The organism is Mesorhizobium sp. AR07, assembly GCF_024746815.1.
Taxonomy (GTDB): domain Bacteria; phylum Pseudomonadota; class Alphaproteobacteria; order Rhizobiales; family Rhizobiaceae; genus Mesorhizobium.
In genome coordinates this window covers 2,716,221-2,729,734 of record NZ_CP080525.1, presented here as the reverse complement: position 1 = coordinate 2,729,734, position 13,514 = coordinate 2,716,221, and the positions used below count along the sequence as shown (strand labels likewise).

13 protein-coding genes are annotated in these 13,514 nt (G+C 65.5%); 5 read left to right on the top strand and 8 right to left on the bottom strand.

Features of this window, described 5'->3' with window-relative positions:
• Positions 1–37: 37 nt before the first annotated feature.
• Genes BPNPMPFG_RS14015 through BPNPMPFG_RS14000 form a run of 4 tightly spaced genes read right to left on the bottom strand, consistent with a single transcriptional unit; the run spans position 38 to position 6,947 of the window.
• The gene (locus BPNPMPFG_RS14015) at positions 38–2,110 is read right to left on the bottom strand and encodes a hypothetical protein (RefSeq protein ID WP_258596010.1); all 2,073 of its coding nucleotides are present in this window, start codon (positions 2,108–2,110) and stop codon (positions 38–40) included.
• A 3-nt stretch (positions 2,111–2,113) separates the two neighbouring features.
• On the bottom strand, positions 2,114–4,936 hold the full coding sequence (locus tag BPNPMPFG_RS14010) for a DUF4159 domain-containing protein (RefSeq protein ID WP_258596009.1): 2,823 nt from the start codon (positions 4,934–4,936) through the stop codon (positions 2,114–2,116).
• Complete coding sequence (locus tag BPNPMPFG_RS14005) at positions 4,933–5,943, bottom strand: DUF58 domain-containing protein (protein WP_258596007.1); 1,011 nt, start codon at positions 5,941–5,943, stop codon at positions 4,933–4,935. The genes BPNPMPFG_RS14010 and BPNPMPFG_RS14005 overlap by 4 nt, the downstream gene beginning before the upstream one ends.
• Positions 5,943–6,947: an AAA family ATPase gene (locus BPNPMPFG_RS14000; protein WP_258596006.1), complete on the bottom strand. Its 1,005-nt coding sequence runs from the start codon at positions 6,945–6,947 to the stop codon at positions 5,943–5,945. Before BPNPMPFG_RS14000 ends, BPNPMPFG_RS14005 begins: the two co-directional genes overlap by 1 nt.
• Before the next feature lie 142 nt (positions 6,948–7,089).
• Between BPNPMPFG_RS14000 and BPNPMPFG_RS13995 the strand changes: the two genes are divergently transcribed.
• The 3 genes from BPNPMPFG_RS13995 to BPNPMPFG_RS13985 are packed head-to-tail and all read left to right on the top strand — an operon-like array spanning position 7,090 to position 9,613.
• The gene (locus tag BPNPMPFG_RS13995; protein WP_258596744.1) at positions 7,090–7,719 is read left to right on the top strand and encodes a DUF1285 domain-containing protein; all 630 of its coding nucleotides are present in this window, start codon (positions 7,090–7,092) and stop codon (positions 7,717–7,719) included.
• Positions 7,719–8,351, top strand: coding sequence for a CoA pyrophosphatase (locus BPNPMPFG_RS13990; protein ID WP_258596005.1), 633 nt, complete (start codon positions 7,719–7,721; stop codon positions 8,349–8,351). The genes BPNPMPFG_RS13995 and BPNPMPFG_RS13990 overlap by 1 nt, the downstream gene beginning before the upstream one ends.
• Complete coding sequence (locus BPNPMPFG_RS13985) at positions 8,348–9,613, top strand: CCA tRNA nucleotidyltransferase (protein ID WP_258596003.1); 1,266 nt, start codon at positions 8,348–8,350, stop codon at positions 9,611–9,613. The genes BPNPMPFG_RS13990 and BPNPMPFG_RS13985 overlap by 4 nt, the downstream gene beginning before the upstream one ends.
• A gap of 62 nt (positions 9,614–9,675) precedes the next feature.
• Here BPNPMPFG_RS13985 and BPNPMPFG_RS13980 read toward each other — a convergent pair whose 3' ends face one another.
• Together BPNPMPFG_RS13980 and hemF are read right to left on the bottom strand one after the other, a co-directional pair.
• Positions 9,676–9,861, bottom strand: coding sequence for a DUF1059 domain-containing protein (locus BPNPMPFG_RS13980; protein ID WP_258596002.1), 186 nt, complete (start codon positions 9,859–9,861; stop codon positions 9,676–9,678).
• A 164-nt stretch (positions 9,862–10,025) separates the two neighbouring features.
• Positions 10,026–10,940 carry an oxygen-dependent coproporphyrinogen oxidase gene (gene hemF / locus BPNPMPFG_RS13975; RefSeq protein ID WP_258596001.1) on the bottom strand — a complete coding sequence of 305 codons (915 nt, stop codon included), beginning with the start codon at positions 10,938–10,940 and terminating at the stop codon, positions 10,026–10,028.
• Between the two features lie 169 nt (positions 10,941–11,109).
• Here hemF and BPNPMPFG_RS13970 point away from each other — a divergent pair, with 169 nt between their 5' ends.
• Positions 11,110–11,367, top strand: coding sequence for a hypothetical protein (locus tag BPNPMPFG_RS13970; RefSeq protein ID WP_027039410.1), 258 nt, complete (start codon positions 11,110–11,112; stop codon positions 11,365–11,367).
• A gap of 102 nt (positions 11,368–11,469) precedes the next feature.
• Here the strand turns inward: BPNPMPFG_RS13970 and soxR are convergent, their stop codons facing one another.
• Positions 11,470–11,943, bottom strand: a complete 474-nt coding sequence (gene soxR / locus BPNPMPFG_RS13965) for a redox-sensitive transcriptional activator SoxR (RefSeq protein WP_258595999.1) — start codon at positions 11,941–11,943, stop codon at positions 11,470–11,472.
• 220 nt (positions 11,944–12,163) lie between these two features.
• Positions 12,164–12,622 (bottom strand): tRNA (cytidine(34)-2'-O)-methyltransferase, encoded by a 459-nt coding sequence (locus BPNPMPFG_RS13960; protein ID WP_258595998.1) that lies wholly within the window; start codon positions 12,620–12,622, stop codon positions 12,164–12,166.
• Positions 12,623–13,071: 449 nt separating this feature from the next.
• On the opposite strand from BPNPMPFG_RS13960, the gene BPNPMPFG_RS13955 reads away from it, so the two are divergent.
• Complete coding sequence (locus tag BPNPMPFG_RS13955) at positions 13,072–13,512, top strand: hypothetical protein (RefSeq protein WP_258595996.1); 441 nt, start codon at positions 13,072–13,074, stop codon at positions 13,510–13,512.
• Positions 13,513–13,514 lie beyond the last annotated feature (2 nt).

Below are 13,514 nucleotides of genomic sequence, written 5' to 3'. Positions count from 1 at the left end.
TTTTCCTTCTCCCCTTGTGGAGAAGGACAGAGCGCAGCTACCGTCCCTCGCGGTACCACATCGAACCCATGGCCAGGAGCAGCAGGCCGAGGCCGAGGAAGCCGCCGAACAGCGGCACGCGCGAGACGGCCTTGAGCACGCTGTCGTCCGTCGTGCGCAGGCCGATCCAGTCGCTGCCGGAGGCTTCGCCGGACGAGCGCACGGGGACGATGGAGGGCAGCGTCACATCGCTACCGGGCGTCGAGGCCAGCCGCCGCACACTGCCGCCGGTGGCTTGCGCCGGCGCCTTCAGGCGGTCCTCGGTGGAGACGACATCGGTGAATTCCGGCGCATTGACCGGTCCGACATGGGCGAGCGCGGTGAGGTCGCCATTGGCGACCTGGTAGAGGCCAATCTCTTTGGTCTCGACGCTGCCAAGGAAGACGCCAGGCTCGGATTTGTCGAGCTTGACACTCAAGGTCTTGCCCGACGGGGTGATGATCTGCGCGGGGCCGGGATCGTCGGCCATCGTCTGGCGGCGGATTTCCAGCACCATGCCGCGGCCATCGGCGGTCAGCCGCTCCTCCTCGAGTTCGGGCTCCTTCATCAGCCAGTGGGCGATGCGCCGGTAAAGCTGGACATGCGGGCCACCGCCCTCGAAGCCGCGCGCCCACAGCCAGCCCTGGTCGGACAGAAGCATGCCGACGCGGCCTTCTCCCTTGCGGTCGAGCAGCAGCAGCGGCCGGTTGTCTGCGCCCTTCATAACCACTTCGCCTTCGGGATTCTGCACGCCGATGGTGCGGAACCAGCGGCTCCAGTGCGGCGGCTCGGTGGCCGAACCGTCGAGCCCGCGCGTCACCGGGTGGCGCTGGCCGAGATCGGTAAGGCGCGGATAGAAGGCCTTGTCGACCACCTCGCCGGTCGGCATCGCCGGCAAGGCCGACATCAGCGGCGTGCGCGCGATCGAGCTTTCGCCGGCATATTCGGGACCGGCCGCGATCAGCAGCGCGCCGCCCTTTTGGACATATTCGGAGATGTAGTCGTAATAGAGGATCGGCAGCACGTCGCGATGCTGGTAGCGGTCGAAGATGATGAGGTCGAAATCCTTGATCTTCTCGACGAACAGTTCGCGGGTCGGGAAAGCGATCAGCGACAATTCGTTGATCGGCGTGCCGTCCTGCTTTTCCGGCGGCCGCAGAATGGTGAAATGGACGAGGTCGACCGAGGCGTCGGATTTCAACAGATTGCGCCAGGTGCGCTCGCCCGCATGCGGCTCGCCGGAGACGAGCAGCACGCGCAGGTTTTCGCGGATGCCGTCGATGAGCGCGACGGCGCGGTTGTTGGTGTCGGTCAGTTCGCCCGGTTCGCGGTCGATGGCGAGCTCGACGATGTTGCGGCCGGCGCCTGGAATGGTCACCTGCAGCGGCATCGCCTGGCCGACGATGGCATGCTCGACAGCGACCTGCTCGCCATTGACCGAGACGCGCACGTCGACCGGGCCGGTCTCGTTTTCCGTCGAGATGACGCGGTAGGTCATGTCGAGCGGCTTGCCGACCAGGCCGAAGCGCGGCGCGTTCTCGAAGCGGATGCGGCGATCCTTCTCGTGGTCGTTGCCAGTGATCAAGGCATGCAGCGGGGCGTTGAAATCGGGCGCTCCGGCTGGGGCGTCATGCACCTGGCCATCGGTGATCATGATGGCGCCGCCGATGCGTGACGGCGGCACGTCGCGGAAGGCGCCCTCGAGCGCGCCGAACAGCCGCGTCTCGGTGCGCTCCTCGGCGGCTTGCGATTTGCCGGCCTCGACGACGCGCACGTCGAACTGCTTGAAGCGGCCAAGACGTTGCTGCAGCCCGGCCAGCGCTTCGTCTGTCTGCTTGGCGCGGTCGCCGATGTCCTGGCTCTGGCTGCGGTCGACGATGAGGGCGACGACGCTTTTCAGCGGCTCGCGTTCCTCGTTGAGGAACACCGGGTTGAACAGGGCGGCTGCGAGCGCCAGCAGGGCGATGAAGCGGAAGACCCCGCCGCGCTGGCGAAACCACAGGCCCACGAGTGCCAGCAGCGCCAACGGCACCAGCACCAAGGCCAGCAACGGCCAGGAAATCAGCGGCTCGAAGGAGATCGACCAATTCATGGGTTACTGCCCCAGCCGTTCGAGCAGTATCGGCACGTGCACCTGGTCGGATTTGTAGTTGCCGGTCAGCATGTACATCATGATGTTGACGCCGGCGCGCAGCGCGTAAATGCGCTGCATCGGGTCCGCCGGCACGGTCGGCAGCAACGGATCGCCATTCTCGTCGACCGCCCAGGCGCCGGCGAAATCATTGGCGGTGATCATGATCGGCGAAACGCCGTCGCCGGTGCGCACCGGCCGGTTCTCGGCGTTGCTGGCGTCGAGCGACGCCTCGACCCAAAGTGGGCTGCCGCTGAAGCGGCCGGGAAATTCGGGCAGGATGAAGAAGGATTTGGTCAGCACGTGATCGGCCGGCACCGGCTCCAGCGGCGGCACGTTGAGGTTGCCGAGGATGTCGCGCAGCCGCTCTGTCGCCGGGCTGGTCGAATCGGCGCCGATGCCGTTGGCGAACTGGTCGCGGGTGTCGAACAGCACCGTGCCGCCCTGCTGCATATAGGCGTCGATCCGGGCGATCGCGGCCTGGCTCGGCATCGGCGCGGCCGGATCGATCGGCCAGTAGATCAAGGGATAGAAAGACAGCTCGTCCTTCGTGATGTCGACGCCGGCCGGCGCGGCCGGTTCAAGTGCCGTCTTCTCGACCAGGAAGCGGGTCAGGCCTTCGAGCCCGGCGCGGCTGATCGAATCATCCCCAGGCACCCCGGTCAGCACATAGGCGATGCGGGTCTTCGAAATCGCCTCTATTGCCGCCTCGTCGCCTGGCTTGGCATCGTCGGCGCGGGCAAGATCGGCATGGCCAAACAAGGCACCGAGCGCAATCAGGATCGCGGCGGTGGTTGCCACGGCACCGGCCCGGCGCGGCCGGCGCGTAAACAGGCCGTCGATCCAGAACACCGCCAGCGTGTCGAGCAGCATCAGGATCAGAGCAGCCGCGACCAGCGCGCCCTTCAGGTTGCGCGATTCATCAAAGGCATACTGGATCGATGTGACGGGAATAGTGATTTGCGGGCGCGTCAGCGGCGCCAGCGTGCTTGCGGCATCGAGCAAATTGTGGGCGAAGACGCCAGTCTCGGAGCCGTAGAGGCCGGGTGGGTTCTCGAAGGTCACCGGCAGCGCGCCGGGACCAGGCACCAACGGCCGTGCGTCCGGCGTCGGCGGCACCAGCGAGCCGTCGGCCGATATCATGCGGTAGGGCGCCAGCGAGGTGGCGGCGGCTTCGGCGTTGGCGATCGCCGCGCCCTGGTTGCGCGACAGCTGCACGATGCGGCGCAGCATCTCGACGAAGCTGCCCGAGATCGGCAGGTTCGACCAGGTTGCTTCGGGCGTGACGTGGAACAGCACCAGCGTGCCCTTGCCTTTCTTCAGTCCGGTGACCAGCGGCGTGCCATCGGCGAGTGCGGCCCAGGTGCGCTCGACGATGTCGGGCGTCGGTTCGGCCAAGACCTGCCTGGTGACGGTGACCTCGGCCGGCGGCGCAAGATCGGCGAACGGGCCGGCCTTGGGGAATTCAGTGACCGGCTGCGGCGACGTCCACGACAGCGCGCCGCCGAGCGAACGTTCGCCGGTGCGCAGGCGGACCGGCAGCAAATCGTCGTCATTGCCGGCGGCGGCCAGCCGCGAGCCGGCGAAACGCACCAGCGTGCCGCCATTGTCGACCCAGTCGACCAGCCTTTGCCGGACCTGTGCGGGGATGGTGCCGATGTCGGCCATGATGATCATTGCCGGCTTCTGGTCGAGGATTTGCGGGATGGCGTCGGCGAGATCGGCGCTGGAGGGTTCGACAAGATCGGCGAAGGGCTGCAGCGCGCGCCTGATGTAATAGAGCGGCGACAAAAGCGGCTGCGCCTGGTCGGCCTCGGCCTGCGACAACAGCCCGACGCGGCGGCGCTTGGAGCTTTCGTCGAGGACGCGCACGGCGCCGGCCTGGCGTTCGCCGTCGAGCGCGATCGAGGCGAAGTCGTTGCGCAACTCGAACGGCACCGCCATGGTGCCGGTGGCAGTGGCTTCGCCCGGTGCAAAGGTCAGCGTCGCATCGGCGATGCGGCGCCCCTTGTCGTCGAAGGCGCCGGCGGTGACCTGCGCCGGGGCCGGGTCGCCCGGCGCGCGGATGGCGGTCAGCGCAAAGCCATCGACCTGGTTGTCGGCGGCGGTCAGGCCGGTCAGCGATATCAGGTCGGAACTGGCCCAGACGACGCGGGCGGCATTTTTCGACAACAGCGTGTTGAACGCAGCCTCGTCGCCTTTCGCCGCCAGGCCGTCGGCGAGCACGGCGACGCTGGCGCCGGGCAAGGTGTCCAGCACGCCGGCAACGCGGGCATAGACGGCGGGCCGGTCGGTCGGGATCGGTCGAGGCTTGGCGGCGCGCAGCCGGTCGAGTGCGGCGGCGGCATCGAAGGGGCCGATCTCCGAATTGGGCTTTTCGGCGGTAAAGGCGATGACGACAGGCACGCCGTTGGAGCCGGCATCGTTGATCAGCCGCTCGGCGGTGGCGACGCGCTTGTTCCAGTCGGCGGCACTTGCCCAGTTGTTGTCGATGACCAGCGCCAGGGCCGCGCCCTCGGCAGGCAGTTTCTCGCGCGGGTTGAACACCGGCTCGGCAAGTGCCGCGACGATGAGGGCGGCCATCAGCAGCCTGAGCAGCGTCAGCCACCATGGGCTCTGCTGCGGCGTCTCCTCGCGCTTCAGCACGCGCGCCAGTATCCTCAGCGGCGGGAAGATCTCCATCTGCGGCTTGGGCGGGGTCAGCCGCAACAGCCACCAGATCACCGGCAGCGCCAGCAGGCCCCACAGCACCATGGGGGCGCCAAAGGAGAGCGGCAGCCAGCTCATGCGACGGCCTTTCCAGGCTGACCGCCAGAGGCGGTCATGCCGGCACGACCGGCGCTCGGCCCGGCATGACCAGTGGTCAGCCCGGCATGAGCGCTACCAGCGCTCAGCCCGGCATAACCGCCATCGGCGGTCATTGCCATGTGCAGGCGCACCAGCGCGTCGGAAGCGAGCCGGTCGGTGTGGTTGACGGTAAAGCTCCAGCCGAGCCGCTTGCACCAGGCCGCCAGTTCGTGGCGGCGGGCGGCGTAGAGCAGGCGGTATTCATCGCCCAGCATTTCGGCGCGGCCGGCGGTCAGCTTGTCGCCGGTCTCGGGATCGGTGAATTCGGTGCGGCCGGCATAGGGGAAGGTTTCTTCGGCCGGGTCGGCGACCTCGATCAGATGCCCGCGCACGCCGTGGCGGGCCAGCACGTCGAGCCAGGCCATCGTTTCTTCGACCGGGTCGAGGAAGTCGCTGGCGATGACGATGTCGCAGAAGCGGCGTATGTCGGACAGGTCGGGTTTTGCCGGCAACTCGCCGGCATGCATGAGCTGGGCGGCGATGCGCTCGGCGCCGTTGCGGGCGGTGAACGGATCGGTGAGGCCGGGCCAGGCGATGCGCTCGCCGCTGCGCGACAACAGCTCGGCCATCGCCATCGCCAGCACCAGCGCGCGCGATTGCTTGGAAACGCTTGCGCCGGTCGACTTGTAGAGCATCGAGGGCGATGGGTCGGCCCACAGCCACACCGTATGGGCGGCTTCCCACTCGCGGTCGCGCACATAGGTGTGGTCGTCACGCGCCGAGCGGCGCCAGTCGATGCGCGAGGAATCGCCTTCGACATAGGGCCGGAACTGCCAGAAATTCTCGCCGATGCCGCGCTTGCGGCGGCCATGCCAGCCAGCGATCACGGTGTTGACGATGCGGCGCGCCTCGACCAGCAGGTCGGGCACCAGCGAGGCCCGCAACCGGCCACGGGCGAGCGCGTCGCGCGTCGCTGCCGGAGCCTGGACCTCGCCGATGCGCGCCATCAAATCCCTTTCACGAGCTTGCCAACCACGTCGCGCACGCCGGTGCCTTCGGCGCGGGCGGCGAAGGTCAGCGCCATGCGGTGCTGCAGCACCGGCTCGGCCAGCGCGCGGACATCGTCGATCGAGGGCGCCAGCCGGCCGTCATAGAGGGCGCGCGCCCTCGTGCACAGCATCAGCGCCTGGCTGGCGCGCGGGCCGGGGCCCCAGGCGACATGCTTGTCGGTCTCGGCATTGCCCTGGCCCGGACGCGCCGAGCGCACCAGCGTCAGAATTGCCTCGACGACGCTTTCCGGTACCGGCATGCGGCGAATCAGCGTCTGGATTTCCTTCAGCCGTACCGGCTGCAGCACATTCTGCGCCTTCGCATCCTCGATGCCGGTGGTTTCCAAAAGGATGCGGCGCTCGGCCTCGATGTCGGGATAGAGGATGTCGACCTGCATCAGGAAGCGGTCGAGCTGGGCCTCGGGCAAAGGATAGGTGCCTTCCTGCTCCAGCGGATTCTGGGTCGCCAGCACATGGAAGGGCGCCGGCAGGTCATGGCGGGCGCCGGCGATGGTGACGTGGTATTCCTGCATCGCCTGCAGCAGCGCCGACTGGGTGCGCGGCGAGGCGCGGTTGATCTCGTCGGCCATCAGAAGTTGGGCGAAGATCGGCCCGGCGATGAAACGGAAGGAACGCTTGCCGGTCTCGTCCTGCTCCATCACCTCGGAGCCAAGGATATCGGACGGCATCAGGTCGGGCGTGAACTGGATGCGGCGCGAATCGAGGCCGAGCACGATGCCCAGCGTCTCGACCAGCTTGGTCTTGGCGAGGCCCGGCACGCCGACCAGCAGCGCATGGCCGCCGGCCAGCAGCGCCACCAGCGTGCGCTCGACGACGCTTTCCTGGCCGAAGATGACCCGGCCGACCCCGTCGCGGATCCTGGAGATGTCGGCCAGCGCCTTCTCGGCCTCGGCGATCATGTCCGTTTCGCTGATCGGGTTTTCCTTGACCATCACGCTCATGCAGCATCGATCCTTGTGCTTGGAAATACCGGCCCGCACCATAGCATAGGTTGCCGCGATTCGGCCTCGCGTGGCGCCTATGTCGAAACTTAAATCACAGCCTTAGGCTGACAAGCGCAACAACAGTGACTATTTCGTGACCATGACGGAACACTCCGAACATCGCGAACAAAGCCTTACGACCGCCACCGAGGCGCGCGGTCTCGAGGCGCTGATCTCGCGCGCCGCCCGCGCCGGCAAGGGCGCGGCGCCGGTCGAGCGCTGGAATCCCGATTTCTGCGGCGATCTCGACATGGAGATCAAGGCCGACGGCACCTGGTTCTACCTGGGCACGCCGATCGGGCGCATGCCGCTGGTGCAGCTTTTCTCCTCGGTGCTGCGCAAGGACGCGGACGGCAGGACCTATCTGGTGACACCCGTGGAGCGGGTCGGCATCCGCGTCGCCGATGCGCCGTTCATCGCCGTCGAGATGGATGTTTCGGGCAGCGGCGAGGGGCAAATCATCACCTTTCGCACTAATGTCGGCGACGTGGTCGAGGCCGGGCCGGAGCGGCCGCTGCGCTTCGTCGACGAGAACGAGACCGGCGGCCTGAAACCCTATGTGCTGGTGCGCGGACGGCTGGAGGCGCTGGTGGCGCGGCCGGTGATGTACGAGCTGGTCGGGCATGGCGAAGAGATCGAGATCGGCGGCAAGACCATGTTCGCCGTGCGCTCGAAGGGTGCTGTGTTCGCGATCATGCCGGCGGACCGGTTGAAGCGGCTGAGCGCGTGATGGACCAGAGGACGCCGGCGCCATTTTCGTCAGCGGATTTTCGCGCGCGCTTTGCCGCGCAGCCGGATGCGCATGCCGGCGACGACTATGGCGATCATCGCTTCAATCCCGACCATCCGCGCCTCAACCAGGCGAAGGCGCTGCGCAATGCCGCGGTGCTGATCCCGGTTGTCGATCATGAGGGCGAAGCGACGGTTCTTTTGACCAAGCGGGCCGAAAAGCTGCGCAACCATTCGGGGCAGGTGGCCTTTCCCGGCGGCACCATCGATCCGACCGATGCCAGTCCGGAAGCGGCGGCGCTGCGCGAAACCTTCGAGGAAATCGGCCTTGGCGGGGATCGCATCGAGATCATCGGCCGCATGCCCGATTATGTCGCCGGCAGCGGATATCGCATCGCGCCGGTGCTGGGCATCGTGCGGCCAGGGTTTTCGCTGCGGCTCAATGCCGACGAGGTCGACGCCGCCTTCGAAGTGCCGCTGCGCTTCCTGATGGACCCGGCCAACCACAAGCGCGACAGCCGCATGTGGAACGATCTCGAATGGTTCTTCTACGACATGCCTTATGGCGACCGGCGCATCTGGGGCGTCACCGCCGGCATCATCCGTACGCTCTATGAAAGGCTTTATGCGTGAGTGTCTCGATCGCGGGCAGGGCCGACTGGCTCACCGACAAGCATCTGGGGCGCCTGCTTGCCGCACTGGCGCAAGGCGGCGAAGAAGCGCGTGTCGCCGGCGGCGCGGTGCGCAACACGCTGATGGGCCAGCCGGTCGCCGACATCGACATCGCCACTACGTGCCTGCCGCCGGAAACCATCCGCCGCGCCGAGGCGGAAGGTTTCAAGGCGGTGCCGACCGGCATCGAGCACGGCACGATCACGGTTATCGCCGGCGGCAAGCCCTATGAGGTCACCACCTTGCGCGCCGACATCGAGACCGACGGCCGCCGCGCCAAGGTGTCGTTCGGGCGCGACTGGAAGCTTGACGCCGAGCGGCGCGACTTCACCATCAACGCGCTCTATGCCGAGGCCGACGGCACTGTCATCGACCTGGTCGGCGGCATCGCCGACATCAAGGCGCGCCGGCTGCGTTTCATCGGTGATGCGGAAGCGCGCATCCGTGAGGATTATCTGCGTATCCTGCGCTTCTTCCGTTTCTTCGCCTGGTATGGCGACGGCCGGCCGGACGCCGAAGGGCTGAAGGCCTGCGCCTGGCTGAAGGAAGGGCTGGCCCAACTTTCGGCCGAGCGTATCTGGTCGGAACTGAAGAAGCTGTTGTCGGCGCCTGATGCCTCGCGGGCACTGCTCTGGATGCGGCAGGCCAGCGTCTTGACCGCCGCACTGCCGGAAAGCGAGAAATGGGGCATCGACGCGATCCACGGGCTGACCAAGGCCGAGAAGGATCTGGGCTGGGTACCCGACCCGCTGCTCAGGCTGGAAGCGATCGTGCCGCCGGATGCGGCGCGCATGAAGACGCTCGCCGAGCGGCTCAAATTTTCCACTGTTGAGGCGGACCGGTTGCGCCATTGGGCGCTTGCCGCCGCCGTCGAGCCGAAGACCACCGAGGGCGAACTGGCAAAGCGGCTCTATCGCGGCGACCGGCAAGGGTTTGTCGACCGTCTGCGGCTGTCGCTTGCAAGAGCGCGGGTGCGCGCTGTCGAGGACAATGAGGCACTGCTCGAAGCCGGCGGCTTTTCGCGCCTGCTTGCCTTCGCCATCAAATGGGAAAAGCCGTTGTTTCCGCTAAAAGGCGCCGATCTGACGGCGCTTGGCGCGACTCCAGGGCCGAAGCTTGGCGAAATCCTCAAGAACCTAGAGGCGGAGTGGGTGGAAGCCAGCTTTGCTCCCGATCGCGGCGCGCTGCTTGAACGCGCCGCGGAAGCCTTGAAAGCCCGGTAGAATACTTGTTCACGCAATTCCGGACGGAAAACCGTTTCACACTTTTCCTGGAATTGCTCCGATCAGGCCGCGTCGCGGGTCTTCCCGATGCGCGAGCGGATCGCCTCGATCATCGTCTCGCGGATGACCGCCTCGCCATGCGTCTCGCGCATGTGCTCGACGGCGCGGCGCATCACCTCGGCCTCCTCATCGGCACGCGTATGCCAGTCACAGCCGGGAACGAGCGACCCGCAGTGAAATTCCTTCATGGGATTCTCCTTTTCCTCCATGGAGCCTGAGGCTCCGATACTTCTTGGCTCACGGTCCAATGTCCTGGGTTGAATCTTCGGACCGAGAGCAGGGTAAAAACCATAACACAGATGGGGTGCACTTGGTTGCATCAAAGCCCGTGCGCGGTCGGCTCACCATCTTGTTACGGCCAGCGGACCTCGGGCGGCAGGCTGGACAGGATCGCCGCGACATTGCCGCCGGTCTTCAGTCCGAAGATGGTGCCGCGATCGTGAAGCAGGTTGAATTCGACGTAACGGCCACGGCGGATGAGCTGTTCGTCACGGTCGCCATCGGTCCAGTTCTCGTTGAAGTTGGCACGCACGAGGTGACCGTAAACGACCAGGAAAGAGCGGCCGACATCCTGGACGAAGTTGAAATCGGCATTCCAGCCGCCTCTGTCCTCGCCCGAATGCAGCCAGTCGAAGAAGATGCCGCCGGTGCCGCGCGGCTCGTTGCGGTGCGACAGATGGAAGTACTCGTCGCACCAGGCCTTGAATTTCGGATAATCGGCGACCGCGACGTTCTTCTCGCAAGCGAACTGCATGGCGCGGTGGAAGGCGACGGTATCGGGATCGTCCTGGGTGCGGCGACGGTCGAGCACCGGCGTCAGGTCGGCGCCACCGCCGAACCATTGGCGCGAGGTGACGACCATGCGCGTGTTCATATGCACGGCCGGAACGTTGGGGTTCCACGGGTGCGCGATCAGCGAAATGCCGGATGCCCAGAAGCGCGGGTCTTCCTCGGCGCCGGGCATCTGCTTCCTGAATTCGGGTGAGAACTCGCCATACACCGTCGAGGTGTGGACGCCGACCTTTTCAAAGACGCGGCCATGCATCATCGACATGGTGCCGCCGCCGCCGCGACCCTCGTCGCGTTCCCATGGCGTCTTTTCGAAACGGCCGGGCGACCACGAGGCCAGCGGACCGCCAAGATCCTGCTCGATCTGTTCGAAGGCGCCGCAGATGCGTTCGCGCAGCGCCTCGAACCACAGGCGCGCCTTCATCTTCTTCTGTTCGATGTCGGCGGGCAGGCCTGCCGGTATTTCAGGTCGTTCCAAGTGCCGTCTCCGGTTGCGGGGTGGCTGATCCTACAAATGACTCGTCTTTTGCCGGCGCGATCCCTAATCTCTTAAGGGCAAGGGTCAAGTCACTTTGGTTTTGCGCATGATCCTTTCCGAAACTCGATTCCGATTTCGGGGTCATGCGCACGGTGCAAGGAGTTGTTTCGTGCGCACCCCGGCAAGACCACCGCTGGATGGCCTGAAGAAAAGGCTCGACCAAAGCCGGGCCGAACATGCGCGCATGCCGCGCGACGGTTTTCTGCGCGAGACCTTCGTCCTGCCGCGCTCGGATGCGCGCCTCAAGGCCAAGGAATGGTTCGAACGCTTTCCCAAGCAGGCCTACTGGACCGAGATCGAAAGCTGGTTCGAGCGGCCGGGCGACCTGATCGAATTCACCATCAGACGGCTGCCGGCGGCGGATTAGGATTTCCTCGCCCCGTTTACGGGGAGAGGATGCCGGCAGGCAGGTGAGGAGTGGCGCAAACATTTGAAGGCTGACGCTGCCCTTCATCCGCCTTCACTGCGTTCAGGCACCTTCTCCCCGCGCACGATGAGAAGGAAGAGCAACCAGCCTTCTCGCCCCCGTGCCTTCCCTTGCCAGCCGGTCGCCCTTGTTGCGCAGCGGGCATTTGTCGATCGACATGCAGCCGCAGCCGATGCAGTCGGTCAGCCCGTCGCGCAGTTTCTTCAACTGGGCGATCTTGTGGTCGAGCCCGTCGCGCCAGGCGGTGGACAGCAGGTTCCAGTCGTCGCGCGTCGGCGTGCGGCCCTCGGGCAGGGATGCCAGTGCCGCGCCGATCTCGGCCAGCGAGATGCCGACCTCCTGCGCCACCTTGATGATCGCCACGCGCCGCAGCACGTCGCGGCCGTAGCGGCGCTGGTTGCCCGACGTGCGGTGGCTGCGGATCAGGCCGCGGACCTCATAGAAATGCAGCGCCGAGACAGCCACACCGCTGCGCGCGGCCACCTGGCCGACCGTCAATTCCGTTACCGGAGCCATTTCTCACTTTCCGCTTGACCTCAAGTTAAGTTGAGCTTGTAGCGAAGAAAGCCTGGATGTGCAAACGAAGGAGAAGGTGATGTGCGCCTGGGTCAAGATGACGGGAGACGGCGAGCCGCTAGGGCGGTTCATCGTTTCAAAGAAACGCAGAACCGCCCTATCTGTTTTTTCTGAAGCAATTCCGGACGGAAAACCGCTTCACACTTTTCCTGGAATTGCTTTAGCCAAGTTGCCGGATGGCTTCGCCCGCCACCATGGCGACGGAAAGCGCGACATTGATGCTGCGCGCCGGACCCTGCATGGGGATGGTCAGCCGCGCATCCGCCGCCTGATGGACAAGATCCGGCACGCCTGCGGATTCGCGACCGAACAGGAGTATATCGCCACGGGCGAAGGTGAAGCCCGTATAGACGTTCGTGGCTTTGGTCGACAACAGCACCAGTCTACGCGCGCCAACCTTGCGCCAATTATCGAAGGCGTGCCAGTCGACATGCCGGGTCAGATCGGCCATTTCGAGGTAGTCCATGCCGGCTCGCTTGAGCGCCTTGTCGGAGAGCGGAAAGCCGGCCGGTTCGATGATGTCGACGCCAAGTCCAAGGCAAGCAGCGAAGCGCAGGATTGTGCCGGTGTTGCCGGCGATATCAGGTTGGTAGAGCGCGATGCGGAGACGGTCGTTCATTTCCACATCCTTCTAATAAGTGGCAGATCGGCCACAGCGGGCTCGCGGTTTTGGAAATTGCTGGACCTGCGGGTGGCCATTTTCTGCGAAGTCTTGTATGTCAAATCCATTGTCAACCCGAACCGATGGAGGGGTAATTCATGATGACCATGCACATCCAGCGCCCCTCGTGGGCCCTTGTACGCCCCACGGCGGTTTCGGTACGACGATTCTCCTGACTTTCTAAGACTTGATCGCACCGATTCCCGCCGAAACGCTTTTTCGGCTTTCGAAGGAATCCTGCGATGTTTTTCAAACTGTCAAAGGGGCTGAACGCCCCACCTGAACGTGTCCAGGCCGACGCGTACCGTCGTGTCCGGACCGATGCTCGCCGTCATGTCCGGACTGACGCTCGTCGTCATGTCCAGACCGACGCAATCGGTGCCTCCGGCCGAATGCCGGCGGACGACATGGATTCGCCTTTTTATCTCTATTTTCACACGGAGGATGGACCGATGTTCGATCCCTACAGAATACCTGGCTCGAGGAACCTGCACGAGCAGAAGATGGCGACCTGGGCGCTGCTGATCGGCGAAACCTATTCGTCGGCGGTTCATGCCGAGACACGCCGCCGCCCGCATCGCGGCATGCTGCCAGATGTCGATTTTTCGCGCGCGGTTCCCGACCACAGCCGGCCATCGCTGGTGCGCCGGATCATCCGGTTGATCCGGCCGGGACCGAAAATCCGACTTGTCGACACCGCGCCGTCAGGATCGTCGAACGTGCCTGTCGGCGAAAAGCCCGCGACCCCCTATACTGCGCGAAGCAGGGCCGACGGTCCGGATGATTCCGGGCCGTCGGCCCTCGGCGCCATGCGCTCCGGAGACTTCGTACGTTCGCGTGCCGCGTAAGC

Excerpts from the sequence above, each read along its gene's own strand:
- BPNPMPFG_RS14015 (WP_258596010.1), bottom strand. The coding sequence starts at position 2,110 with ATGAATTGGTCGATCTCCTTCGAGCCGCTGATTTCCTGGCCGTTGCTG.
- BPNPMPFG_RS14010 (WP_258596009.1), bottom strand. The coding sequence starts at position 4,936 with ATGAGCTGGCTGCCGCTCTCCTTTGGCGCCCCCATGGTGCTGTGGGGC.
- BPNPMPFG_RS14005 (WP_258596007.1), bottom strand. The coding sequence starts at position 5,943 with ATGGCGCGCATCGGCGAGGTCCAGGCTCCGGCAGCGACGCGCGACGCG.
- BPNPMPFG_RS14000 (WP_258596006.1), bottom strand. The coding sequence starts at position 6,947 with ATGAGCGTGATGGTCAAGGAAAACCCGATCAGCGAAACGGACATGATC.
- BPNPMPFG_RS13995 (WP_258596744.1), top strand. The coding sequence starts at position 7,090 with ATGACGGAACACTCCGAACATCGCGAACAAAGCCTTACGACCGCCACC.
- BPNPMPFG_RS13990 (WP_258596005.1), top strand. The coding sequence starts at position 7,719 with ATGGACCAGAGGACGCCGGCGCCATTTTCGTCAGCGGATTTTCGCGCG.
- BPNPMPFG_RS13980 (WP_258596002.1), bottom strand. The coding sequence starts at position 9,861 with ATGAAGGAATTTCACTGCGGGTCGCTCGTTCCCGGCTGTGACTGGCAT.
- soxR (WP_258595999.1), bottom strand. The coding sequence starts at position 11,943 with ATGGCTCCGGTAACGGAATTGACGGTCGGCCAGGTGGCCGCGCGCAGC.
- BPNPMPFG_RS13960 (WP_258595998.1), bottom strand. The coding sequence starts at position 12,622 with ATGAACGACCGTCTCCGCATCGCGCTCTACCAACCTGATATCGCCGGC.
- BPNPMPFG_RS13955 (WP_258595996.1), top strand. The coding sequence starts at position 13,072 with ATGGATTCGCCTTTTTATCTCTATTTTCACACGGAGGATGGACCGATG.